This window comes from Scandinavium lactucae, from assembly GCF_033843265.1.
Classification (GTDB): domain Bacteria; phylum Pseudomonadota; class Gammaproteobacteria; order Enterobacterales; family Enterobacteriaceae; genus Scandinavium; species Scandinavium lactucae.
In genome coordinates, this window is the sequence record NZ_JAWXRD010000040.1 from 699,141 (window position 1) to 724,012 (window position 24,872).

General features: G+C 56.9%; 23 protein-coding genes and 1 pseudogene. 7 read left to right on the forward strand and 17 right to left on the reverse strand.

What is annotated here, in order from left to right; translation table 11 throughout:
• Positions 1-36: 36 nt before the first annotated feature.
• Positions 37-990 (reverse strand): 23S rRNA pseudouridine(955/2504/2580) synthase RluC, encoded by a 954-nt coding sequence (rluC, locus tag SIK69_RS21085; protein ID WP_319629961.1) that lies wholly within the window; start codon positions 988-990, stop codon positions 37-39.
• Between the two features lie 699 nt (positions 991-1,689).
• Between rluC and rne the strand changes: the two genes are divergently transcribed.
• Complete coding sequence (gene rne / locus SIK69_RS21090) at positions 1,690-4,944, forward strand: ribonuclease E (RefSeq protein WP_319787021.1); 3,255 nt, start codon at positions 1,690-1,692, stop codon at positions 4,942-4,944.
• A gap of 39 nt (positions 4,945-4,983) precedes the next feature.
• On the opposite strand, the pseudogene SIK69_RS21095 reads toward rne, so the two are convergent.
• Positions 4,984-5,990 (reverse strand): annotated as a pseudogene (locus tag SIK69_RS21095) (LysR family transcriptional regulator).
• Positions 5,991-6,026: 36 nt separating this feature from the next.
• On the opposite strand from SIK69_RS21095, the gene SIK69_RS21100 reads away from it, so the two are divergent.
• A complete protein-coding gene (locus SIK69_RS21100) occupies positions 6,027-7,238 on the forward strand; it encodes an MFS transporter (RefSeq protein ID WP_374941381.1) in 1,212 nt (403 codons plus the stop codon).
• A 79-nt stretch (positions 7,239-7,317) separates the two neighbouring features.
• Here SIK69_RS21100 and flgL read toward each other — a convergent pair whose 3' ends face one another.
• The 11 genes from flgL to flgB form a co-directional block, all read right to left on the reverse strand.
• Positions 7,318-8,271: a flagellar hook-associated protein FlgL gene (gene flgL / locus SIK69_RS21105; RefSeq protein ID WP_319787022.1), complete on the reverse strand. Its 954-nt coding sequence runs from the start codon at positions 8,269-8,271 to the stop codon at positions 7,318-7,320.
• 13 nt (positions 8,272-8,284) lie between these two features.
• Positions 8,285-9,928, reverse strand: a complete 1,644-nt coding sequence (gene flgK / locus SIK69_RS21110) for a flagellar hook-associated protein FlgK (protein ID WP_319787023.1) — start codon at positions 9,926-9,928, stop codon at positions 8,285-8,287.
• A gap of 74 nt (positions 9,929-10,002) precedes the next feature.
• On the reverse strand, positions 10,003-10,956 hold the full coding sequence (flgJ, locus tag SIK69_RS21115) for a flagellar assembly peptidoglycan hydrolase FlgJ (protein WP_319629957.1): 954 nt from the start codon (positions 10,954-10,956) through the stop codon (positions 10,003-10,005).
• A complete protein-coding gene (locus SIK69_RS21120; RefSeq protein WP_319629956.1) occupies positions 10,956-12,053 on the reverse strand; it encodes a flagellar basal body P-ring protein FlgI in 1,098 nt (365 codons plus the stop codon). The genes flgJ and SIK69_RS21120 overlap by 1 nt, the downstream gene beginning before the upstream one ends.
• Before the next feature lie 11 nt (positions 12,054-12,064).
• Positions 12,065-12,763, reverse strand: a complete 699-nt coding sequence (gene flgH / locus SIK69_RS21125; RefSeq protein ID WP_319629955.1) for a flagellar basal body L-ring protein FlgH — start codon at positions 12,761-12,763, stop codon at positions 12,065-12,067.
• 56 nt (positions 12,764-12,819) lie between these two features.
• Positions 12,820-13,602: a flagellar basal-body rod protein FlgG gene (gene flgG, locus SIK69_RS21130; RefSeq protein WP_319629954.1), complete on the reverse strand. Its 783-nt coding sequence runs from the start codon at positions 13,600-13,602 to the stop codon at positions 12,820-12,822.
• A gap of 27 nt (positions 13,603-13,629) precedes the next feature.
• Positions 13,630-14,388, reverse strand: coding sequence for a flagellar basal-body rod protein FlgF (locus tag SIK69_RS21135; RefSeq protein WP_319629953.1), 759 nt, complete (start codon positions 14,386-14,388; stop codon positions 13,630-13,632).
• 20 nt (positions 14,389-14,408) lie between these two features.
• Positions 14,409-15,665: a flagellar hook protein FlgE gene (flgE, locus tag SIK69_RS21140; RefSeq protein ID WP_319787024.1), complete on the reverse strand. Its 1,257-nt coding sequence runs from the start codon at positions 15,663-15,665 to the stop codon at positions 14,409-14,411.
• Between the two features lie 27 nt (positions 15,666-15,692).
• Positions 15,693-16,385, reverse strand: a complete 693-nt coding sequence (gene flgD / locus SIK69_RS21145) for a flagellar hook assembly protein FlgD (RefSeq protein ID WP_319629951.1) — start codon at positions 16,383-16,385, stop codon at positions 15,693-15,695.
• An 11-nt stretch (positions 16,386-16,396) separates the two neighbouring features.
• The gene (gene flgC / locus SIK69_RS21150) at positions 16,397-16,801 is read right to left on the reverse strand and encodes a flagellar basal body rod protein FlgC (RefSeq protein WP_319629950.1); all 405 of its coding nucleotides are present in this window, start codon (positions 16,799-16,801) and stop codon (positions 16,397-16,399) included.
• A gap of 3 nt (positions 16,802-16,804) precedes the next feature.
• On the reverse strand, positions 16,805-17,218 hold the full coding sequence (flgB, locus tag SIK69_RS21155) for a flagellar basal body rod protein FlgB (protein ID WP_319629949.1): 414 nt from the start codon (positions 17,216-17,218) through the stop codon (positions 16,805-16,807).
• Between the two features lie 160 nt (positions 17,219-17,378).
• Between flgB and flgA the strand changes: the two genes are divergently transcribed.
• The 3 genes from flgA (at position 17,379) to flgN (ending at position 18,852) form a co-directional block, all read left to right on the forward strand.
• On the forward strand, positions 17,379-18,038 hold the full coding sequence (gene flgA / locus SIK69_RS21160; protein WP_319629948.1) for a flagellar basal body P-ring formation chaperone FlgA: 660 nt from the start codon (positions 17,379-17,381) through the stop codon (positions 18,036-18,038).
• Positions 18,039-18,131: 93 nt separating this feature from the next.
• Positions 18,132-18,425 (forward strand): flagellar biosynthesis anti-sigma factor FlgM, encoded by a 294-nt coding sequence (flgM, locus tag SIK69_RS21165; protein WP_319629947.1) that lies wholly within the window; start codon positions 18,132-18,134, stop codon positions 18,423-18,425.
• Positions 18,426-18,429: 4 nt separating this feature from the next.
• Positions 18,430-18,852, forward strand: a complete 423-nt coding sequence (gene flgN, locus SIK69_RS21170) for a flagella biosynthesis chaperone FlgN (protein ID WP_319629946.1) — start codon at positions 18,430-18,432, stop codon at positions 18,850-18,852.
• A gap of 63 nt (positions 18,853-18,915) precedes the next feature.
• Here flgN and murJ read toward each other — a convergent pair whose 3' ends face one another.
• The 4 genes from murJ to rimJ form a co-directional block, all read right to left on the reverse strand.
• The gene (murJ, locus tag SIK69_RS21175) at positions 18,916-20,451 is read right to left on the reverse strand and encodes a murein biosynthesis integral membrane protein MurJ (protein ID WP_319629945.1); all 1,536 of its coding nucleotides are present in this window, start codon (positions 20,449-20,451) and stop codon (positions 18,916-18,918) included.
• A 122-nt stretch (positions 20,452-20,573) separates the two neighbouring features.
• Positions 20,574-21,497, reverse strand: a complete 924-nt coding sequence (locus SIK69_RS21180; RefSeq protein ID WP_319787234.1) for a Gfo/Idh/MocA family protein — start codon at positions 21,495-21,497, stop codon at positions 20,574-20,576.
• A gap of 5 nt (positions 21,498-21,502) precedes the next feature.
• A complete protein-coding gene (locus SIK69_RS21185; RefSeq protein ID WP_319787025.1) occupies positions 21,503-22,153 on the reverse strand; it encodes a YceH family protein in 651 nt (216 codons plus the stop codon).
• 9 nt (positions 22,154-22,162) lie between these two features.
• Positions 22,163-22,747, reverse strand: coding sequence for a ribosomal protein S5-alanine N-acetyltransferase (gene rimJ / locus SIK69_RS21190; protein ID WP_319629942.1), 585 nt, complete (start codon positions 22,745-22,747; stop codon positions 22,163-22,165).
• A 222-nt stretch (positions 22,748-22,969) separates the two neighbouring features.
• Here rimJ and mdtH point away from each other — a divergent pair, with 222 nt between their 5' ends.
• Both mdtH and SIK69_RS21200 read left to right on the forward strand, forming a co-directional pair.
• Positions 22,970-24,181: a multidrug efflux MFS transporter MdtH gene (gene mdtH / locus SIK69_RS21195; protein ID WP_319629941.1), complete on the forward strand. Its 1,212-nt coding sequence runs from the start codon at positions 22,970-22,972 to the stop codon at positions 24,179-24,181.
• A gap of 106 nt (positions 24,182-24,287) precedes the next feature.
• Positions 24,288-24,848, forward strand: coding sequence for a lipoprotein (locus tag SIK69_RS21200; protein ID WP_319629940.1), 561 nt, complete (start codon positions 24,288-24,290; stop codon positions 24,846-24,848).
• The last annotated feature ends 24 nt before the right edge of the window (positions 24,849-24,872 follow it).

Consider the following 24,872-nt stretch of genomic DNA (forward strand, 5'->3'; position numbering starts at 1 on the left):
CGCCCCAAACGGGGCGTTTTTTATACGTTAGGCGTTTTACTTCTGGCTACGCAGCACCTGCAAACAGCGCTTTAGCTGGTTATCCATTGGGGCTTCGATACGCAACGTTTCCCCCGTACCCGGATGGGTAAATTTCAGCGCCGCCGCGTGCAAGAACAGACGATTAAGCCCGGTACCCGCCAGCTGTTTATCGAACTCACGATCGCCATAACGGTCATCAAACGCAATCGGATGGCCCGCATGCAGGGTATGCACACGGATCTGATGGGTACGGCCAGTCACCGGGCTACAGCGCACCAGCGTGGCGTGAGTGAAACGCTCTTCAACTTTGAAGCGAGTTTCAGACGGTTTACCCTCACTACTCACCCGCACAATGCGCTCGCCGCTTTGCAGAATATTTTTCAGCAACGGGGCCTGCACCACTTTGGTATGGGATTGCCATTGCCCGCGCACCAGCGCCAGATAGTCTTTTTGCATCCCTTTTTCACGCAGTTGCTCATGCAGAGAACGCAGGGCCGAACGCTTCTTGGCAACCAGCAGCACGCCCGACGTATCTCGGTCGAGACGATGCACTAATTCCAGAAAACGCGCTTCCGGACGCAGCGCGCGCAGGCCTTCAATCACCCCGAAGCTCAATCCACTCCCGCCATGAACCGCAGTGCCTGATGGCTTATTCAGCACCAGAATGTGGTCATCTTCATAGAGGATAACGTCGCTCAGCGCGGCCACTTTCTGCAGATGTGGCGACACAGCATCTTCTTCTCGTTCGGCCACGCGCACCGGTGGGATACGAATTTCATCGCCCGCTTCCAGCTTATATTCCGGCTTAACGCGTTTTTTATTCACCCGCACTTCGCCTTTACGCAGGATGCGGTAAATCATGCTTTTCGGCACACCCTTCAGTTGGGTGCGCAAAAAGTTATCAATTCGTTGCCCTGCTTCATCATCGGCAATGGCAACCATTTTTACGGTCGGTGTCTCAGTTTTCATGGGGGGCGATTCTAAAGAGGCACAGGCATTCGCGCCACTCCTTTTTCTGTGCTTATATTAACTTCGCCACGGCACTCATTTTTATTCTCACTGACTGAATTGATGCTTATTAGAGCAATCGGTTCCGGAAAGTGAAAAAACTGTGAGTAAGCGGGTGATAAATGGTAAAAGTCATCTTGCTATAACAAGGTTAGCAGGGAATAATGATGCTGTTTTCCGTGTCGAGTCTTGTTTATACAAGCATGTAAGTAAACGGAATGACCCATTTTGTCTGAACGATTTTTTATGCAGCAATGGCGTAAGACGTATTTATCTTTCAGACAGTTAGCGGGCTGCGGGTTGCAGTCCTTACCGGTTGATACTCAACATTTCAAGCCGCAGAAAAGGCGGCAAACCTGGGGATCCAGGCGCTACTCCAGTAGATGGCTGGAGTAAGCAGGTGAAGCCAACGCATCTGCGACTTGAAAGACAATGAGTATAGAAGGAACCCTCCCTGGAGAATGATTCCCAGGCTGTTCCCCTGAATAATTGCGCTGCGGTTCCGTTAGAAACGCAGACTACCGACACTCTGCGCCTCTTAAGCGAGCGACAACCGTGAGGTTGGCGACGTGAACAGACACGAGGCCATCGGTTTACCCCCGGCAAGGAAAACTCTGCCCGTAGCTTAGTCGTCAATGTAAGAATAATGAGTAAGTTACGATGAAAAGAATGTTAATCAACGCAACTCAGCAAGAAGAGTTGCGTGTCGCCCTCGTTGATGGGCAGCGTCTGTACGATCTGGATATCGAAAGCCCAGGACACGAACAGAAAAAAGCGAACATCTACAAAGGCAAAATTACCCGTATTGAACCTAGCCTTGAAGCCGCATTCGTCGATTACGGTGCCGAGCGTCATGGTTTCCTCCCTCTTAAAGAAATCGCCCGCGAATATTTCCCTGCTAATTACAATGCGCATGGCCGCCCAAACATCAAAGATGTTCTGCGCGAAGGCCAGGAAGTCATTGTTCAGATCGATAAAGAAGAGCGCGGCAACAAAGGCGCGGCTCTGACCACCTTTATCAGCCTGGCAGGCAGCTACCTGGTACTGATGCCGAACAACCCGCGTGCCGGTGGTATTTCTCGCCGCATCGAAGGTGACGATCGTACCGAGCTGAAAGAAGCGCTATCCAGCCTGCAACTGCCAGACGGCATGGGCCTGATTGTACGTACCGCTGGCGTCGGCAAATCTGCCGAAGCACTGCAGTGGGACCTGAGCTTCCGCCTGAAACACTGGGAAGCCATTCAGAAAGCCTCCGAAAGCCGCCCTGCGCCGTTCCTGATCCATCAGGAAAGCAACGTCATCGTGCGTGCCTTCCGCGATTACCTGCGCCAGGACATCGGTGAAATCCTCATTGATAACCCAAAAGTGCTTGAGCTGGCTCGCCAGCACATCTCTGCGCTGGGTCGTCCGGATTTCAGCAGCAAAATTAAGCTCTACACCGGTGAAATCCCGCTGTTCAGCCATTATCAAATTGAATCGCAGATCGAATCTGCATTCCAGCGCGAAGTGCGCCTGCCGTCTGGCGGCTCTATCGTTATCGATAGCACCGAAGCCCTGACCGCCATCGATATCAACTCCGCGCGTGCAACCCGCGGCGGCGACATCGAAGAAACCGCCTTCAACACCAACCTTGAAGCGGCAGACGAAATTGCCCGTCAGCTGCGTCTGCGTGACCTCGGCGGCCTGATCGTTATCGACTTCATCGATATGACCCCAGTCCGCCACCAGCGTGCAGTTGAAAACCGTCTGCGTGAAGCGGTTCGTCAGGATCGGGCGCGTATTCAAATCAGTCACATCTCTCGCTTCGGTCTGCTGGAAATGTCGCGTCAGCGTCTCAGCCCGTCTCTGGGGGAATCCAGCCATCACGTCTGCCCACGCTGTAGCGGCACCGGCACCATCCGTGATAACGAATCGCTGGCACTCTCCATTCTGCGTCTGATTGAAGAAGAAGCGCTGAAAGAGAATACCCAGGAAGTACACGCGATTGTTCCGGTTCAGGTGGCCTCTTACCTGCTGAACGAAAAACGTGCCGCGATCAGCGCCATCGAAACCCGTCAGGGTGGCGTCCGCTGCATCGTTGTCCCGAACGATCAGATGGAAACCCCGCACTACTCGGTGCTGCGTGTGCGTAAAGGCGAGGAGACTCAGGTTCTGAGCTACCTGCTGCCGAAACTGCACGAAGAAGAGATGGCTCTGCCGTCTGAAGACGAACCCGCTGAACGTAAGCGTCCTGAGCAGCCTGCTCTGGCGACCTTCGTGATGCCGGATGCGCCACCTGCTCCGCTGGAAGATACCGCGAAAGCGGCTGCGCCAGAAGCGAAGAAAGCCGCACCAGCTGCCACCGCTGCGGCTCCTGGCCTGCTGTCCCGTTTCGTCTCAGCGCTGAAATCCCTGTTCAGCAGTGAAGCGCCAGTCGTTGCCGCCGAGCCTGAGCCGGTGAAGAAAGAAGAGAAATCAGAGCGTCCACAGGATCGCCGTCGTTCTCGTCAGTCTAACCGTCGTGACCGCAATGACCGTGGCGATCGTAATGACCGCGGTGACCGTAACGATCGCCGTGGCGAACGTAATGACCGCGATAATCGTGACCGGAGTGATAACACCGAAGGCCGCGAAGATAACCGCCGTAACCGTCGCGAGAAGCCGCAGCAGAACGCTGAAACCCGTGAAGCGCGTCCGCTGAACGTGGTTGAAGATGCTGATAAAGCGAAATCCCGTGACGAACAGCAGCCACGCCGCGAGCGTAACCGTCGTCGTAACGATGACAAACGCCAGCCGCAGCAGGACGTTAAGGTTCAGCCACGCGAAGAAGCACCTGTTCAGGTTCAGGACGTTGAGCAGGAAGAACGCGTTCAGTCTATGCCGCGTCGTAAGCCGCGCAATCTGTCGCAGAAAATACGTATCGAAACGGCCGCTGAAACCGCAGTACGTACTGCCGTTATCGCGCCAGCGGAACCTGCACCGGTGAAACATACTGAACTGGCAAAAGTTGACCTGCCAGCGGTGGTTGAAGCCCCTGCGGAAGAAGAAAACACTGAAAGCCGTGAGTCTGCAGGGATGCCGCGTCGCTCCCGTCGTTCGCCGCGCCACCTGCGCGTGAGCGGTCAGCGTCGTCGCCGTTATCGTGACGAACGTTACCCGGCCCAGTCGCCAATGCCACTGGCGATTGCCTGTGCCTCTCCGGAAATGGCTTCAGGTAAAGTGTGGATCTCCTACCCGGTTTCTCGCCCGCACGATGCGCAGGTGGAAGAAGTCCGCGAGCAGGAAGCCGCTCCGTCGGTAATTGAAATCGCACCGGTTCAAGCCGTGGCTCAAGCCCCTGTTGCAGAACAGGTTGTTGAGAAGGCGGTTGAACAGGCACCAGTTGTGCCGGCAGTAGAAGAAGTCACAGTGACTGAACCGGTGGTGGTTGATGCCCCACAAAACGTTCAGGTTGAACCTCAGGCACCCGTGGTTGAAACCTCACATCCGGAAGTCATTGCCGCTCCGGTGAGCGAACAACCGCAGGTGATTACCGAGGCAGACACCGCAGTAGCAGAAGCCACCGCAGAAGAAGCGACTCCGGCAATTGCCGAAGAAGTGGAACCTGCTATTGAGGCTGAGAATGTCGTTGCTGAGGAAGTTGCTGAGGAAGTGGTTACTGAAAGCGTGGTTGCCGAACAGCCAGCTGTCGTCGAACCCGCTCCGGTCCAAGCCGTCACCAAGCCGGTGGTTACTCAGAAGCCAACGGTCGTGGCCACCAAGCACGCTACCGCGCCAATGACGCGTGCGCCAGCGCCGGAATATGTTCCTGAAGCGCCGCGCCAGAGCGACTGGGTTCGCCCGGAATTCGGTTTCGAAGGTAAAGGTTCTGCCGGTGGCCATAGCGCTACGCACACAGCAACCGCCGGTCCGACCCGTCCTCAGTCTGTGGACTAAGCTGCAAAGTATGATTAAACCGCCTTCGGGCGGTTTTTTTTATTCTGACATCGGTAAACGCATCCCTGATAGCTTGGGCATCACCTCGCGCATTAAATCGAGAAACTTCCGCAGTCGCGCCGGGTAATAACGCGCCCACGGATACACCAGATGCACCGGGAGCGCCGCCGCTTGCCACTCAGGCAGCAGTTCAATCAGCCTACCCTGGGCAATATCTTCCTCAACCGTCCAGCTTGAAATCAGCGCTACCCCCAGCCCTGCCAGGGCCGTATTGCGCGCCACGTACACGCTGTCGGTACTCAGACGCGGCACGATGGGGAACGTTACGCTCTCACGGCTCTGCGCGTGCCTTAACGTCACGTCATGCTGATAAAAGGTGTTGATCGCCACCCACGGCAGTTCGGATAAAGCTGATGGATGAACGACCTGGGTGGTGGTTGCCAGCAACTCAGGAGAGATAACCAGGCTGCGCGGCACCTCTGCCAGCAGAACCGACACCGTGGCCGGATCTACCTCGGCCCCGACGCGAATCGCACAATCGATATTGTCACTCATGAAATCAACGTTCTTATCATTGAGCATCCACTCCACCGAGAGCTGCGGGTAGCGTTGCAAAAAATCCACCAGCGGCGTTAACAGCTGCTGTTGTCCAAACGCATGCGGGGCTCTGACCCGCAATATGCCCACCGGATTATCGTCCGCAAGCTGCAAGTCGTCTTCGAGTGCCAGCCAGCTATCCACCAGCTGGCGTGCATGCTGGTAGCACCGTTCACCATCATCGGTGAGTTTCATCGCATGGGTTGAACGCAGGATCAGCTTCGCCCCGAGCAATGATTCAAGCGACTGCAAGCGTCGGCTCACCGTGGCCTGAGTGGTGCCAAGCTGCACCGCCGCCGCCGATAGCGATCCCGCTTCGATAATGCGGATAAAGGTTCGCATCAGTTCCAGCCGGTCTATACGCTCTGTTCTTATCATGATTAGTTGCTCATACGCCTGACGTATAGCTGTTTTACCACTGCGCCCGCTACCGCGCCAGTGTGATTCACATCACAATACGTCCCATACCTTAATGAGGAATAAAGATGAACATCACACCGGCAGCATCTCCCGCCCCCGCAGCGTGGATTATTTTGATTCTGGCTATCGGGGCCGGTTTTAGCGTGGCCTCCATTTATTATGCTCAACCGCTGTTGCCGTTGATTGGCAGCGATTTGCATCTGAGCATTGAGCAGATGGGCTTAGTCCCTACCCTGACCCAAACAGGTTACGCGTTGGGCATTCTGTTTCTGCTGCCGCTCGGCGATCGTCACGACCGACGTCGGCTGATCCTCGGTAAAAGTGCATTGCTGGCGGCGCTATTATTGTTATGCAGTTTCACCAGCCAATTGCACGCCCTGCTGGTCGTCAGCCTGCTAATTGGGATGACGGCAACCATGGCGCAGGATATCGTTCCGGCCGCCGCCATTCTTGCCCCCGCCGGGAAACAGGGGAAAACGGTCGGGACGGTGATGACCGGCCTGCTGCTGGGGATTTTGCTGTCGCGTACCGTGAGTGGCATCGTAGGCGAGACCTGGGGTTGGCGAATGATGTACCAGGCCGCGGCGGTAAGCATTGCCCTGATTGGGCTGGTGATGTGGCGCGTATTGCCAAAATTCAGCACCCACTCCAGCCTGCGCTATCCGGCGCTGATGGGATCGCTAGTGCAGCTATGGCAGCGCTTCCCGGAACTGCGTCGGGCCGCACTGGCACAGGGTTTTCTCTCGGTAGCGTTCAGCGCCTTCTGGTCCACGCTGGCGGTGATGCTGGCTGAACATTATCAGCTAGGAAGCGCCGTCGCCGGGGGCTACGGTATCGCCGGTGCGGCCGGGGCACTGGCCGCCCCGCTGGCGGGTGGACTGGCCGATAAACTCGGAGCCGCCAAAGTGACGCAACTGGGTGCAGGCCTGGTGACCCTTTCCTTCGCGCTGATGTTTTTCCTGCCGTACCTGCCGGTGCATGGGCAGTTGGCGCTGATTGCGCTTTCTGCCATCGGCTTTGATTTAGGTTTACAGTCAAGCCTGGTCGCACACCAGAATCTGGTCTACAGCCTTGAGCCGCAGGCACGCGGTCGTCTGAATGCCCTGTTGTTCACGGTAGTGTTTATCGGCATGGCGTTAGGTTCAGCGCTGGGGACCAAACTGTACGCGATGGCGGGTTGGCCTGCGGTCGTCAGCCTGGCGGTAATCTCCGGGGCTATCGCGCTGCTGATTCGGGTGATGGGCAAGACAAAAGCGGCTACCTGCCCGCAAAACTAAAAAAAAGCCCGCGCCGGGGTGAGTGGCGCGGGCACAGAGAACATGGCCAGTTTCAAGACACGTTCTAAACCGTTAAAACTTACTTATTCAACTGGAACAGCGACATGCCCTGCATATCGCTGAACGCTTTGTAGGAGGCCTGAAGCGCTGCCTGCTGCATGGTGTAGTTGGAGATGGTCTCGTTCCAGTCCACGTTCACCAGGTCGCTCATCTGCTGAGTCTGGCTCAGTTTACGGTCATCGCCCAACGCATCCAGCTTATCCAGTTCATTCAGTTGGGTGCCCACTTCCGCCCGCACGCTCAGCACGTTGTTCAGCGAGTTACGTAAACCCCGGTTGGTTTTATCAATCGCCGCCTGTGCCGTTTCTTGGGCCGCGTCGTCGCCCGCAACCGGGGTTTTCAGGGCCGCAATCGCGGTATCCAGCATAGTAAAGAGATTAGTTTCCGACGGTTTTCCGTCCGGCTCTTCCACCGCGTTATTGGTGATGGTGTCAAAAATCTTGTTGCCGGTGTGGCCGATAACCATGGTCCGCGAGGAATCCACCTGCTGCTCGACGTTGAGAGTCCCACCAGTATAGGTTCCACTGGCGCTGTCGAACGGGGCGGTAGCCGTGTTGTACCCGGCAAACATGTAACGCCCGTTGCCATCCTGGCTATTGGCCAGGTTCATCAACTGGTCGCGGATCCCTTGTAAATCGGTGGCTAACGACGAACGGTCATCATCACTCAGGGTGCCGTTTCCGGCGTAGACGATTTTCTCCTGCGCAGCCTGAATCGCACTGGTCACCGAGGAGAGTGTATTTTCTTCCTGCGAAATACGCTGCGTCGCAAAGCTGCGCGCCGAGGCAAACTGGGCAGTCTGCGACTGCGCCTGCGACAACACGACTGCCTGAGACGCCGAAATCGGATCATCCGAAGGACGGTTTACCCGCAGGCCGGTGGACATCTGCTCCCCGTATTTCAACCAGGAAGACTGGGAGTTGCTAATGCCGCCCATGGTCTGTTGGTACATCATTAAGGTGCTAATACGCATCCGTCACGTCTCCTTAGCGAATATTGATCAGCGCGTCGAATAGCGTGCTGGCGGTTTGCATCACCTGGGCATTCGCCAGGTAGTACTGTTGATACAGTTGCAGGTTGCCGTACTCTTCGTCGAGGTTTACGCCGGAAATGGATTGCTGCTGTTTGGTCAGCTGCGTCACCACGTTGCCCTGAGTGGTGCTGCTGGTTTCCAGGGTTGAGGTTTTGTTCCCCACATCGCTAACCAGTGCCGCATAGGCATCGTTGACCGTTTTATTCCCACCGACCAGCTTGCTATTTTGCAGGTCGAGCAGCGCCTGTCCGTTACGGTTATCGCTCTCACCGGTTTCGGCGTCGTCAATCCCCATCGCAATTTTACTGGCGTCGCTCAGCGCCACGCTCATGTTGACGATGGCGTTGGCGACCGGCTTCACGGTGAAGCTGTCGTTTTTGTTCGCGGTTCCGCTGACTTTGACGTTCAGGCCGTCAAAACTCAGACTGCCGTCGGTTTCAACGGTCGGGCTCACGCTGGTGTTGTCCGACAGACGGGTCACCTGCCAGTGGGTGCCGTCAAAGCTCATCTTATAATCAGTGGCCTGCACCTGCTTGCTGTCAGTCATGGCCACGCCGAGCGTCGCCGAGCCGGTATTTTGGGTGTTACTCAGCGCCGATGGCCCACCGATGTTAAAGAAGTCTTTCCCCACGTTGCCGTCAGCGTCAATCCCGGCCTTGTTCTGAGTATTGAACGCATCAGCAAACGCCAGTGCCATCTGGTTCAGGCTGTTACGGGTCTGGTCGAGATCCTGCGTGCGGAACGTCAGCAGGCCACCCAGGGAACCGGAGTTCAGCAGTTTTTCCGGGATTTCGATGTTGCCCGCGACGTTATCAACGTACGCCACCGTGGTGCGTGACGGGTCCGCGCTGCTCGGGACCGCAGCCAGCTGGCGGGCGTTACTGCCCTGCACCAGGTTATAGCCGTTCGCCATGGTGACATTGTAGGTACTGCCGTCCTGCACGTTGACTTCCACACCGACCAGCTGATTCAGCTGGCTGACTAACTGGTCACGCTGATCGAGCAGATCGTTGGGCGATGCACCTGCGCCGACACCGGTCAGTTTGGAGATTTTATCGTTGAGGGTCGCAATCTGCTGGGCATAATTGTTGATCTGCGACACGGTGGAAACAATCGCCCCGTTGACCTGTTTGTCCTGGTCACGCAGATACTGATCGGTGGTCTTAAACTGGTTTACCAGCCCCTGAGATTTGCCCAACACCGCCTGACGCGCAGCCGGATCTTCGGCGTTGCTGACCAGGGTTTGCAGGCTGGCGTAAAAGTCCTGCAGGGTGGCTGAAAGCGAATGAGTGGTGTCAGACAGCAAATCATCAATTTTTGACATCTGCTGGTAGCGCGTGGTCAGGCCACTGCTCTGGTTCTGCGCCGCATTCAGCTGATTGGTGATAAAAGCGTTGTACTCGCGCTGCACGCTGGAGACCGTTACGCCATTGCCCACCCAACCGCCTGCGCCCAGCGTACTGTTTGCCGCAGACAGGACCGTTGTCTGACGGGTATAGCCGGACACGTTATAACTGGCAATGTTATTACTGACGGTGTTCAGTGCCGCCTGAGCCGCACCGAGCCCACTCATTGCACTATTCATTAAACTGGACATGGAGGTTCCTTTATTCTTTTAGACACGAGTCCTGACCTGAATTATCGGCACCGAATGGTTGAACTTGAGGCATTTCAGAACAGATTTTCGATATCGTTGCTGTAGGCCTTGCTCACCTTCTCACCCATCGATTTCAGCTGCTGAATCATCCCGGTCAGCTTGCGGGCATAGTTCGGGTCGGTGGCGTACCCGGCCTTTTGCAACGCCTGTGCGCCCTGCTCCGGCGTGGCGGCTGTGGTTACAGCGGCGTAGCGCGGGTTACGGGTTAACAAGCCGACGTAATCAGACAGCGCTTCGAGATACGAACCGTACACGCGGAAACGGGCCTTCACCTTTTTCATTTCCCCGTTTTCGTATTCGCTGGTCGTAATTTCGGTGACTTTGCCTTTCCAGTCGGACGAGGCCTTCACGCCAAACAGATTGAAACTTGGCTCGCCGTTTTCACGGCGGATCTGCCGCTGGCCCCAACCCGATTCCAGCGCCGCCTGGGCGAGGATCAGGTGGTGCGGGATGCCACTCTGTTCACTGGCAAGTTTTGCAGGCAGCGAAAGCTGCGCCAGGAAGTCGTGGCTATCACCGGGCACATCCCCGACGTCAGCCACAGTCGGCGTTTTCGGCAAAGCCTTACGCACCATCTGCGTCAGGGCGGAGTTCTGGTAAGTGGTCACGGTTTCGAGATCAAACTTAAGCGGCACCTGGGCAGGCGTGTCTGCTGGCTCACCCTGCGCGGCCGCCATCTGTTTTACCATCGCATCCGCCAGCCCCAGTCCTTTGCCCGCAGTCATCTGCTGGGCAATTTGCTGATCGTACATACTGGTGTAAAGCCGCGTCTGGTCGCTGCTGAACATGCCGTCTTTCGGCAGCGCGTCGCGCATACTTTTCAGCATCATCTGCACGAACATCCCTTCGACCTGCCGGGCCACAGGCTTTAAGTTCGCCTGTGGATCTTTCCCGGCTTTGACCTTCAGTTCGCTTAGCGACTGCGCGTCCCAGGCCGCGCTACTCAACAGCTTACTGTCACCCAGCATTAGATTATTTCCACTTTGGCACGCAGGCAGCCTGCGGTTTGCATCGATTGCAGAATCGACATCAGCTCCATTGGCGACGCACCCAGCGCATTCAGCGCCCGGACCACGTTGTTGAGGTTGGCGCTGGAGCGAATGCTCTGCATCGCGCCCCCGCTCTGACGCAGGTCGATTTGCGTCTGCGGCGTGACCACCGTCGAACCGCCGCCAAACGGCGTATCCGGTTGGCTGACCTGGGCCGAACGGTTGACCGTTACCGACAGGTTGCCCTGCGCCACCGCACAGTTGTCGAGCGTCACTTCACGGTTCATGACAACCGAACCGGTACGGGAGTTAATGATCACCTTCGCATCCTGCGGCGTGACGTTGACCTCCAGGTTTTGAATATCCGCCAGCATCCGTACCTGATTGCTGCCGCCGCTGGAAGCCTGGATCTGCACGGTGCGCGCATCCAGCGCCGTGGCATTGCCGTAGCCGCCGCGACGGTTGATGGTGTCGGCAATCTGCTGCGCCATGCCAAAGTCGTCTTCGTTCAGCTGCAGGTTGATAGTGTTCCCGGCCCCGAACTGGCTTGGCAGTTCACGTTCAATGGTAGCCCCGTTGGTGATGCGTCCGCCGTTAAGCTGGTTGACCTGCACGCTGCTGCCGCCCGCTGATGCGCCTGCCCCGCCGACCAGAATGTTACCTTGCGCCAGGGCATAAACCTGGCTGTCGACGCCTTTCATTGGCGTCATTAACAGCGTTCCACCGCGCAGACTTTTGGCGTTACCCATCGACGACACCACCACGTCGATCATCTGACCCTGACGGCCAAACGCCGGAAGTTTGGCCGTGACCATCACCGCCGCCACATTTTTCAGCTGCATATTGGTGCCCGCCGGGACGGTGATCCCGAGCTGCGACAGCATGTTGTTCAGGCTTTGGGTGGTGAATGGCGTTTGGGTGGTCTGGTCCCCGGTCCCGTCGAGACCGACCACCAGGCCGTAGCCAATCAGTGAGTTTTCCCGCACGCCCTGTACGCTGGTGAGGTCGCGAATGCGATCGGCCTGGGCGAATCCCGCCAGCAGCACCAGTGCAATGCCAACCAAAGTTTTAAACATAATCCACCTCGTTACATCGGCGATAAATTAAGGAAGAAGCGCTGCAGCCAGCCCATGTTCTGCGCTTCATTGATGTAGCCGTTACCGACGTACTCAATGCGGGCGTCAGCCACTTGCGTAGACGGCACGGTGTTGCTGCCGCTGATGGTGCGCGGGTTGACTACGCCCGAGAAGCGAATGAATTCGGTGCCCTGGTTGATGGCGATCTGTTTTTCGCCCACCACATGCAGGTTACCGTTGGCCAGCACCTGATCGACGGTGACCGTCAGCGTACCGCTGAAGGTATTGCTGGCGTTGGCCCCGCCTTTACCGTTAAAGGCGTTGCCGCCAGAGGCTTCCACATCGGCACGCTCATTGCCAAACAGGCCCTGGAGATAGCGCGGCACGGTGTCGAAGCCGAAATTAGTTTTGCCATCGCGGCTGGCGTTCGCCGAAGAACTCTTCGACGCGCTGACGTTTTCTTGCAGCTGGATGGTCAGCGTATCGCCAATGTTGCGCGGACGTCGGTCTTCAAACAGCGGCTGATAGCCGTAGTTAATCGGCTGCGCGCTCTGGAAAATCGAGCCATTGACCACCGGCACCGGGCCAGGAACGGGCTGTGCAGTGGTCGCCCCTTCTACCAGCGGTTTTGAGGGGATCCATGCGCATCCGGCCTGAGTTAAAGCCAGGACCACGAAAAGCGGATAACGAAACGCTGAGGATTTTTGCATTGCTCTTATCTTCTGAATCAAAAATCCGGTGCAGGAAATCCCGCACCGGTAACGTCTTACAGCTGGGTGAGTTTCTGCAGCATCTGGTCGGTGGTCGACACCGCCTTGCTGTTAATCTCATACGCACGCTGCACCTGAATCATGTTGACCAACTCTTCCGCCACGTTAACGTTGGAGGTTTCAACATAACCCTGATACAGCAGGCCCGCGCCGTTCAGGCCCGGCGTGCTGTCATTCGGCGCACCAGAGGCCTGGGTTTCGGTGTACAGGTTCTCACCGATGCTCTCCAGACCCGCATCGTTCATGAAGGTGGTCAGGTTGAGCTGGCCGACCTGCACCGGGTTGGTTTGCCCCTGCTGGGTCACGCTCACCACGCCGTCACGCCCGATGGTAATACTCAGGGTGTTGGCAGGAATGGTAATTGCAGGCTGAACCTGGAAGCCGCCCGCCGTCACCAACTGACCGTTCTGGTCAACCTGGAATGAACCGTCGCGGGTGTAGGCCGAGGTACCGTCCGGGAGCAAGACCTGAAAGAAACCTTCGCCTTTGATGGCGACGTCTTTGCTGTTGTCGGTCTGCGACAGGTTACCCTGAGTGTGGATGCGCTCGGTCGCCACCGGACGCACACCGGTACCGATTTGCAGGCCGGATGGCAGGGTAGTCTGTTCGGACGACTGCGCCCCCGGCTGACGTACGGTTTGATACAGCAGGTCTTCAAACACCGCACGCTGGCGCTTGAACCCGTTGGTGCTCACGTTCGCCAGGTTGTTGGCGATAACGTCCATGTTGGTTTGCTGGGCGTCGAGGCCGGTTTTGGCAATCCATAATGAACTGATCATTGGTTTTCCTTCTTTCCCGAGGGAAAATTAGCTCAGGGATAACAGCTGATTGGCTTTAGAGGCGTTGTCGTCCACGCTGCTAATGACCTTCATCTGCATTTCAAAACGTCGGGAGCTGGCAATCATCTCAGCCATCGCCGCCACCGGTTTCACGTTACTGCCTTCCAGCACGCCGGACTGCAAGCGAATGCTCGGGTCAGATTGCAGCGTCGGGCCACGCGTAGCCTGCGCGGCTGCCGTCAGACGGAACATGCCGTCATCCCCGCGCGTCACTTCGGTGTTCTCCGCTTTAACCAGCTTTAACTTCGCCACCGGCGAGATGGTATTCGCCGGGTCGCCGGGGTTAAGCGCTGATATCGTGCCGTCAGAGGCGATGGTGACTTCGGAGCCTTCCGGCACCATCACCGGCCCGCCACCGTCGGCCATCACCGGGTTACCCTGAATGGTCAATTGCCCGGTCGGGGTCACCTGAATGTTGCCGTTACGGGTATACCCTTCCGAACCATCGGCCGCCTGCACCGCCAGCCAGCCATCCTGCTGCAACGCCACGTCCAATGGACGGGCGGTGTAGTCGAGCTGACCTGGCGTCATATCGGCCCCCGGCGTGGAACCGGTCACCAGAGTGCGGGTCTGAAAGGTTTCCCCGTTGACCGGCACGGCACGCAGCGCGGTCAGCTGGGCGCGAAAGCCCGGCGTAGAGGTATTGGCGAGATTGCTCGCGGTAACCCCCTGCATTTCCATCGTCTGGCTGGCCGCGCCCATCGCGGTATATATTGCGTGATCCATGAAGCCGTCCCGTCAGGCGCTTAGCGCAGGTTAACCAGGGTGTTAAGGATCTGATCCTGGGTTTTGATGGTTTGCGCATTCGACTGATAGTTGCGCTGCGCGACAATCATGTTCACCAGTTCTTTACTCAGATCGACGTTGGAGGCTTCCAGCGCGCCGTTGGTCAGGGTGCCGAAGTTGCCGGTGCCAGCGGCGCCGAGCAGCGCCACGCCGGAGGACTGCGTCGCGGACCAAACGTTATCGCCTTCCGATTGCAGACCTTCGTTGTTGGCGAAGTTAGCCAGGGTAATTTGGCCCAGCAGCTGCGTCTGTTCGTTGGAGTAGTTGCCGACCACGGTGCCATCTTCGTTAATCTGATAACTCACCAGGTTACCCGGCTTGTAGCCGTTCTGATTGGTGGCAACGATGTCGTTCGAGCCGGTGTTCTGCTGCATCGAGTTCTGGAAGCTCAACTGGAAATTGCTGGCAGCAGAGCCGTTCAGGGAACCCATCGCAATCGAAATTGCCGGGGTCGCATTTGCCGTGGTCGCCAGCGCACCGGAGACAGGGTCGTAGTTATAAACCCCGGTCAGGGTGCCATTATCGGCAAACTGCATCTGCGCTTGTTTTACCGCAGGGGCACCGGCCACGCTGGAATCCTGAGTGTAAACGTCCCAGTTATTGGCGCTGTTCTTCACGTAATACACGTTCATGTCATGGGAGTTACCCAGACTGTCGAAGACGGTGACGGTGCCTTTTTTGTTATAGGTATCCGCGTTGGACGCATTGAACGGCGTCGTCGCTGGCGTCGCATCGGTGGAGTTGAGGTTGATTTGCATTGACGAGGTGGTGGTCGCTTTCGCCGCCATCAGGGTGTTCGGAATGCTTAAACCGACCGGATTAGCGCCCTGCTGAATGGTAGGCGGGGTGCCAGTGGCCGGATAGCCGGTCAGCTGCAGACCCTGCATGTTCACCAGGTTGCGGTTTTCGTCCAGCTTGAACTGGCCGTTACGGCTGTAGTACACGGACCCGTTGGCATCGGTCATACGGAAGAAACCGCTCTGGCTGATTGCCACGTCCAGCGCACGACCGGTGCCGGTGGTGGTGCCGTCGTTAAAGTCCTGGGTGATGCCCGCCACTTTCACGCCAAGGCCCACTTTGGAACCGGCAAACATGTCGGCGAAAGACGCCGTACCGGCTTTAAAACCGTAGGTCGCGGAGTTGGCAATGTTGTTGCCAATCACATCGAGGTTGGTGGCAGCGGCGTTCAGGCCGCTGACCGCTTGAGAAAAGGCCATGTCTTAACTCCTGCTAAGGTTGAAGGCTTAAATAATCTGACGAACTTCGTCGAGCGTGGTGGTGCCATACGTTCCGAGATCCAGCAGATTACCGCTGCTTCCCTTCGTAACCCCTTGCACCAGCGCGAACTTGAGTGGCTGAGCCACCAGCTGCGTGCCGTTGGTGCTGGCGGCAATCGAGACGTTATATGCGCCATCCGGCACGGTAGAGCCATCGGCGGCAGTACCATCCCAGGTAAAGGTGTGAACGCCTGCGGCCAGGCTGCCAAGATCCATAGTGCGGATAACTTTGCCGCTGGCATCGGTCACGGTGGCGGTTGCTTTGTCCGCGGCCTGGGTCAGCTCAACGCCAAACGGCGTAGTGCTGGCGGTGCCGTCGGAACCTTTTCCTGCCAGCACCACGGAACCCGGGATCATCACCCCGTGACCAATCAGCGAAGTGGCCTGCAACGACTGGCTGTTATCAATCTGACCGGAGATAGAGCCCAGCGTGGTGTTCAGCTTCTCGATCCCGCTGACGGTGCTTATCTGCGCCAGCTGAGAGGTCAGCTGACTGTTATCCATCGGATTGGTCGGATCCTGGTTTTTCAACTGCGCCACCAGCAGGGTCAGGAAGCTGCTTTGCAGATCTGAGGCGTTGCTGGTGGTTAAACTGCCACTGGTCGCGGTCGTGCTCGCGCCTGTACTGGTCGGGTCATTGACATTTACGGCAATAGACATCGTGTTCTCCGTTACTGACCGAGCGTCAGCGTTTTGAGCATCATGCTCTTGACGGTATTGAGGACTTCAACGTTGGCCTGATAGCTGCGGGAAGCGGACATGGTGTTGACCATCTCTTCCACCACATCAACGTTTGGCATCTTCACGTAGCCTTTGGCATCCGCCAGCGGATTACCCGGCTGGTAAACCAGCTTGAACGGCTCCTGGCTTTCCTGCACATCGGCCACCTTCACGCCGCCGGTTGCCGCCCCAATGGGCGCATCCACCTGGAACACAACCTGTTTGGCGCGATACGGCTGACCGTCCGGGCCGGTCACGCTGTCGGCGTTGGCGAGGTTACTGGCAGCCACGTTCAGGCGCTTGGACTGCGCGGTCAGCGCCGATCCGGCAACGTCAAAAATATTCAGTAAAGCCATGAATTAGTTCCCCTGTAGCACGGTCATCATGCTGCGGATTTGCCCGCCCAGCACGGTTAACCCGGTCTGGTATTGCAGGCTGTTGTCGGCGAATTGCGTGCGCTCCCGGTCCATATCGACGGTGTTACCGTCCATGGATGGCTGATCGGGGACCCGATACATCAGGTCTACAGAAGGGGCAGACATCGCCTGAGCTGGAATATGGCGTTCGGAGGTCAGCGTGAGTGACACGCTGCTGGTTTCCGCGCGCCCCCTTTCCATCACTTTTTTCAGTTCCGTGGCAAAATCAACATCGCGCGCCTGATACCCCGGGGTATCGGCGTTAGCAATATTCGAGGCCAGGATTTCCTGACGCTGGGCGCGCAGGTTCAACGCTTCCTGTTGAAAACGTAGCGCGGCGTCGAGTTTATCGAGCATGTCTCCTCCGCTGATGGCAATAGTTCATTCAGCGTTCAGATTAATCCCAATTTTTTGACCCCATCGTCGGAATAAAAGCAAAATGCATCGCTATTTGTTGCGTTGAAGTGCGTTGCTTACAGGTAAGATTCTGCTATTCCCTGACAGACTGGAGTTAACGATGCGAAACCTGAAACCCACGCTCACGCTGGCACTCGTGCTACTGAGCCCGGTGGCGATGGCGGAGGAATTAACCCAACAGCTGAACGCGTTTTTCGTGCAGCGTCTGGCAGGTTTCAGCGACGCGGTGAAGGTCAGCCTGCGTAATCCTGGCAGCCAACTGCCGGGGTGCGAGCAACCTGCCCTCAGCGTGATGGGGAATAACAAGCTGTGGGGCAATCAAACCGTGCAGGCGCAGTGCGGCACGGAAAAACGCTACATTCAGGTGTTCGTTGAAGCGACGGGCAACTACGTGGTGGCCGCGCAGCCGGTTGCGCGCGGGACGGTGTTACAGCCTGGCAGCGTCTCGCTAAAACGTGGCCGTTTAGATCAGTTGCCGCCGCGCACGATGCTGGATATCAACCAGGCGCAGGATGCCGTGTCGATGCGTGACCTGGTGCCGGGCCAGGCGATTCAGCTATCAATGCTGCGTCAGTCATGGCGCGTTAAAGCCGGACAAAAAGTGCAGGTGATCGCCAGCGGAGATGGCTTTAGCGTGAATGGTGAAGGCCAGGCGCTAAACAATGCGGCGGTGGCGCAAAATGCGCGGGTGAGAATGCCCTCAGGCCAGGTGGTGAGCGGTCAGGTCGATCCTGATGGGAATATTCTGATTAACCTATAATCTTTTTAAAGAATCTGCGAACACTGCCGATAAATAATCAACAACTGATGATGGCAGGCAGTAGCGCCACGAAACCTCGATGAGGACAGGACAATGAGCATTGATCGTACATCGCCCCTGAAGCCCGTTAACGCCGTCCAGCCGCGTGAGCCGAATGAAGCCCAGGCGCAGAAAGCCCGTCTGGACAAATCTTCGACCGCGAACAGCACTAACGTCACGCTGAGCGAAGCACAATCGAGCCTGATGCAGCCGCGCAACAGCGACATGAATCTGGAACGCGTTGAAGCGTTGAAAACGGCGATTCGTAACGGCGAACTGAAAATGGATACCGGCAAAATTGCCGATTCGCTGATTTCGGATACCCAGAGCTGGCTGCAGAGTAAATAACAGAATGAGTCGTCTGTCAGAAATACTGGATCATATGACAGTCATCCTGAACTCGCTGAAAGAGGTGATGGATGCCGAGCAGCAACAGCTTTCCGCAGGCAGCGTGAACAGCAGCGCCCTGCAACGGGTAACCGAAGAGAAAAGCTCGTTGCTGGCGACCCTCGATTATCTGGAGAAACAGCGTCGCCTGGAGCAGGAAGCGCAGCGCTGCGCTAATGATGACGTGGCGGAACGCTGGCTGAGCATTACCGAAAAAACGCAACATCTGCGCGATCTCAACCAGCACAACGGCTGGCTGCTGGAAGGCCAAATTGAGCGTAATCAGCAGGCGTTAGAGGTGTTGAAACCGCATCAGGAACCGAGCCTTTACGGTAAAGACGGGCAGACGTCGACCACGCCACGCGGCAACAAGAAGTTCTCCGTTTAACTCCCCGGTATCAACCAGACACGCACGCGGCGGGAAGCATTGCGCTTCACCGCCGCGCGGCATTTATACGCTACGACGGGTGAATTCCTTGACTCTGAAACCCAGCACCAACAGCGTCGCAAAGTAAGCGGCAATACCCGCGACCACCACGCCCATCAGGCGCAAAATACGCCATGGCATGGTGCCCTGCGACCACTCAGGCATGATGTGCATCACGCCCAGCAGCACCGCTGCCATCACCACCACCGCCGCAATCAGACGGGTCAGGAACTTGCCCCAGCCCGGCTCAGGGGTGAAAATTTTCTGCTTACGCAGTTGCCAGTACAGCAGGCTGGCGTTCAGACAGGCCGCCAGACCAATCGACAGCGACAGCCCGGCATGTTTCAGCGGGCCGATAAACGCCAGGTTCATCACCTGGGTCATGATAAGCGTCACGATGGCAATTTTGACCGGAGTTTTGATGTTCTGACGCGAATAGAACCCCGGAGCCAATACCTTCAACACAATTAGCCCCACCAACCCGACCGAATAGGCTACCAGTGCGCGCTGGGTCATCGCCGCATCGAAGGCCGTAAATTTTCCGTACTGGAACAGCGACACGGTCAGCGGTTTCGCCAGAATGCCCAGCGCCACCGCACTCGGCACCGCCAGCAGGAAGCACAGACGCAGCCCCCAGTCCATCAGGCGGTTGTATTCCTGGTGATTACCGCTGGCAAAGCTTTTTGACAGCGACGGCAGCAAAATCGTCCCGAGCGCCACGCCCAGCACGCCGGACGGGAACTCCATCAGACGGTCAGCGTAATACATCCAGGAGACCGAACCAGAGGCGAGGAACGAGGCGAAAATGGTGTTGATGATCAGTGAGATCTGGCTGACAGATACGCCGAGAATGGCCGGCCCCATTTGCTTCACCACCCGCATCGAACCGGTATCTTTCAGGTTGATGCGCGGCAGCACCAGCATGCCGATTTTTTTCAGGTGCGGCAGCTGATAGAACAGTTGCAGGACCCCGCCGACGGTGACCGCCCACGCCAGCGCCAGCACCGGAGGATTGAAATAGGGTGCGGCAAACAGCGCAAAGCCAATCATGCTGACGTTCAGGAACGTCGGGGCAAAGGCCGGAACCGAGAAGCGATTCCAGGTATTCAGAATCGCCCCCACCAGCGACGCGAGGGAGATCAGGAGAATATACGGGAAGGTGATGCGCAGTAGCTGGCTGGTTAAGGCGAACTTATCCGCGGTATCCGCAAAACCCGGTGCGGTAAGAGTGATAACCCACGGGGCGGCCAGCATCCCAACAACGGTCACAATCGCCAGCGCGAGGGTGAGTAAACCCGAAACATAAGAGACGAACACGCGGGTGGCATCTTCGCCCTGCTTGCTTTTGTATTCCGCCAGAATCGGCACAAACGCCTGTGAAAATGCCCCTTCCGCAAAGATGCGGCGCAGCAGGTTCGGCAGTTTGAATGCGACAAAAAAGGCATCCGTCGCCATTCCCGCGCCAAAAACCCTTGCCACAATGGCATCGCGCGCAAATCCCAGCACGCGAGAGAACATGGTCATTGAACTGACGGCCGCCAGTGATTTTAATAGGTTCATTAACGTGTTATTCCACAACCCTGGATCAAAAACGCCTGCAGCAAAACAGGCGTTGGAAAGTGGCGATAGTCTACCTGGATTAACCGTAATTACTACCGGCAGATGTTACAACCTCGTACTCGTCACTCTCGATTCGCCTCCTGCCACAGCTTTTCGACAATACGTTGGGCGGCAATTGCCTGTTCGCCCGATGTTTCCGGAACCGTCTGATTTTGCACGCATTCGATAAAGTGACGCGCACAGCCCGCGAAACCGCGCTGCTCCAGCGTGCTTTGCCAGCCGGGAATCGGACGTTCTAACACGCCGTGGCCCCGCTCTTCCCGCCAGCCGCGCATATCGGTAATGTCGATCAAGCCACCGTCGGTGACCGCCTGGACCCATTCACGTTGGCTCCCCGCCCGGCGATGCATACTGGTAGTGATCTGCATCTGCGGCAGGCTGAAATGGTGCTCGGCATAGAACATTTCACCCTGATCGGTGGTTTGCAACAGCCCGCCGCTCAACTGAGGCGTGCCGCCAGCCAGCCACAGCGCGGTATCCACCACATGCAGATAATCGTCGAGCAGCGTAAAACGCAGATCGTTCGGCCCGACGCTGTCAGCCCGATGTTTATCCATCCGCAACGACGCGCCTTCGCTCAGGTTGGCTTTCAGTTCGCGGTACAGCGGCGCAAAGCGGCGGTTAAACCCGACCATCAGGGTCAGTTTTTTCTTCTCAGCCAGTTCAATCAAACGCACAGCATCGCAGAGTTTGTCCGCCAGGGGTTTATCCACACAGACGTGAACGCCTAAATTCAGCAGCTCGCTCACCACCGCGTAATGGGTGGCGGTGGCACTGTGGACAAATACCGCATCGCACTGCGAGGCCAGATGCGCCAGCGAATCCGCCAGCGGGATCCGGTAGGCTTCACAAATACGCAGGGCTTTTTCACGCCCCGGTGACCACGCAGCCTGAAAGGTCCAGTCGCTGGCGGCGCTTATTACCGGCAGCCACGCTTTTTGCGCGATGCCCCCGAGCCCGACGACGCCAATCCGAAGTTTCGCCATCACGCTTAATCTCCCAGGTGAGCCAGTAAGGAATCGAGACGCTGCTTAAGCTCTTCCACTTCGCCTTCCAGCGCCTCCACGCGCGCAACGAGATCGTCAGAGACCGGTGTGGCTGCAGGCGTAGCGGCGACAGCTGAGGTATCGACTTCTCCGCAGAACAGATGCATATAGCGATGTTCACGCTTGCCCGGCTCGCGCGCCAGACGCACCACAAACGGGCCGTCTTCGCGCTCGGCCAGTTTTTCCAGCGCGGTTTCGACTTCCGCCGTGTCAGCAAATTCATGCATACGTTGACCGCGGCTACGCAGTTCGCCGGGGGTTTGTGCCCCACGCAGCAGCAGGGTCGTCACCAGCGCCACCTCACCTGCGGTCAGCTTCAGGTCGCCAAATTCAGAGTTACAGAAGCGCTGTTCATATTTGGTCACCCGATTACCGAAGCCGCTCACGGTGCGCAGATAATGACGTTTAACCAGTTGGTCGAGGAGATCCTGGACTTCACTTTCGCCGAGCGACATCACCGGCTCGCGGTTGCTCTTCTGATTACAGGCCAGGGTCACCGCGTTCACCGACAGCGGATATTGCTCCGGGGTGGTCACCTGTTTTTCCAGCAGACAGCCAATCACTCGCGCTTCGAGCGCCGTTAACTGATACTTCATGGTTTCTCCTTAGCGACCCGCCGTCCACTCACGGGTGGTGAGCGCGGTCAGAACATGGTCCCGCCACTGCCCGTCAATCAGCAGATAGTCTTTGGCGTACCCTTCTTTTTCAAATCCGAGTTTTGCGAGCAGCGCGCCGCTGCGCTGGTTATGCGGCATATAGTTGGCCATGATCCGGTGAATATGCTGCGTGCGCTGCATATAACGAATGGCGGAGGTCAGCGCTTCATACATCAGTCCCTGCCCCTGCCATTTCTCACCGATGGAATAGCCGAGATAGCAGGCGTGGAACGAGCCGCGCACTACGTTGGAGAAGTTGGCAATGCCGATGATTTCTTTCTCTTCGGGGTCAAGCAGTGCGAAGTAAAACGCCGAACCCTGCTTGTGAAATTCGTTAATCATCGACAAACGCGCCTGCCAGCCTGAGGGATAGCAATGGCTGTCGTCGCGCACCGGCTCCCAGGGTTTCAAATACAGTTTATTTTCCGCGTAATAATCGGCAAGCCGCCAGGCGTCCCGGTCATGAACCAGACGCACCACCAGTCGGTCTGTTGTTAAGCGCACTTTCGGCACGTTACTGCGATAGCCAAACATCTTCCCCCACTCCTTATAAGCGCCATTATCTTCACTATACCTGCCCTCTGGCACCTTGTGAAAACAGCGACATACGTTTTTCTGCGTCACTTCTGTTTTTCGATAAATAAACTCTATCAAAATAGTCTTTTGATAAAAAAATATTGTTGCACAGATGCCCGGAAAATCGCCGTTCAGACGGTAGAATGTCGGTTCTCACCGTTTCATTCCCCTGGAGGGGAAATGCCATCGCGCATCTCACAGGCTCGCAGCCTGGGCAAATATTTCCTGCTCGTCGACAACATGCTGGTTGTGCTCGGCTTCTTTGTCGTCTTTCCGTTGATTTCGATTCGCTTTGTCGACCAGATGGGATGGGCGGCACTGATGGTCGGGATCGCCCTCGGGCTACGCCAACTCGTCCAGCAAGGCTTGGGTATTTTTGGCGGCGCAATTGCTGACCGTTTTGGCGCAAAACCGATGATCGTCACTGGAATGCTGATGCGGGCGGCGGGTTTCGCCACTATGGCTATCGCCCATGAACCCTGGATGCTTTGGCTCTCCTGTGTGTTGTCGGGGCTCGGTGGCACCCTGTTTGACCCGCCGCGTGCCGCGTTGGTGGTCAAATTAGTCAGGCCGAATCAGCGCGGGCGATTTTTTTCGCTGCTGATGATGCAGGACAGCGCAGGGGCGGTGATCGGTGCCCTACTCGGCAGCTGGCTGTTGCAATATGATTTCCGCCTGGTGTGTAGCGTGGGCGCGGTACTGTTTATTCTCTGTGCCGCGTTCAACGCCTGGTATCTCCCGGCGTGGAAGCTCTCGACAGTCAAAACGCCGGTGCGCGAAGGCCTGTCGCGGGTGCTAAGTGACAAACGTTTTGTCACCTACGTGCTGACCCTCACCGGGTACTACATGCTGGCGGTGCAGGTAATGCTGATGCTGCCGATCATGGTCAACGATATCGCGGGCACGCCTGCGGCGGTGAAATGGATGTACGCCATCGAAGCCACGTTGTCGTTATCGCTGCTCTACCCTCTCGCTCGCTGGAGCGAGAAACGCTTTCGTCTCGAGCATCGGTTAATGGCCGGGCTGCTGATCATGACCGTGGCGATGCTACCGATTGGGCTTTCAGCCAATCTTCAACAGCTGTTCACCCTGATTAGCGTGTTCTATATCGGCTCTATTATTGCCGAACCGGCGCGTGAAACCCTGAGCGCCCAGTTGGCAGATCCACGGGCGCGTGGCAGCTATATGGGCTTCAGCCGTTTGGGATTAGCCTTTGGTGGTGCCCTCGGTTATGCCGGGGGTGGCTGGCTGTTTGACGCAGGAAAAGTCATTAACCAGCCCGAGCTGCCGTGGGCGATGCTCGGCGTCATTGGTTTCATCACCTTCCTGGCGCTGTGGTGGCAATTCAGTACCAAACGCGCCACCACCGGGATGGTTGAACCCGGGGCCTGATGTTAATAGTAGTAACAATTCAGCGGATTCTGCTGGTGCGCATTAGGCTGACAGGGCATGCTTCTTTGTGTCAGGATGAGACAAAGACGTCATGTTGAGGAACCCCATGAAAAAGTTGTTGATGGTCGCCGCGCTGATTGTGAGCGGCCTGGTGGTAGGCTGTAATCAGTTAACGCAGTACACCGTGAGTGAGAAAGAGATTAACCAGGCCCTGCAAAAGCGGAACAATTTCTCCAAAGATATTGGCCTGCCGGGCGTGGCGGATGCACATATTGTGCTGACTAACCTCTCCAGCGCCATTGGTCGTGAAGAACCGAACAAAATCACGCTGAACGGCGTAGCGAATCTGGATATGACTTCGTTATTCGGCAATCAGAAAGCGACCATTAACCTGAAACTGAAAGCGCTGCCGGTATTCAACAAAGATAAAGGGGCGATTTTCCTACAGGAAATGGAAGTGGTGGATGCCAAAGTCCAGCCAGAGAAAATGCAGTCGGTGGTGCAAACCATGATGCCCTATCTGAACCAGTCGCTGCGCAGCTACTTCAACACACAACCTGCCTACGTTCTGCGTGAAGACGCCAGCGAAGGGGAGGCTCTGGCGAAGAAATATGCTAAAGGGATTGAGGTTAAGCCTGGCGAAATCATCATCCCGCTGACCAATTAATCACACTGCTGTAGACACGGGCAC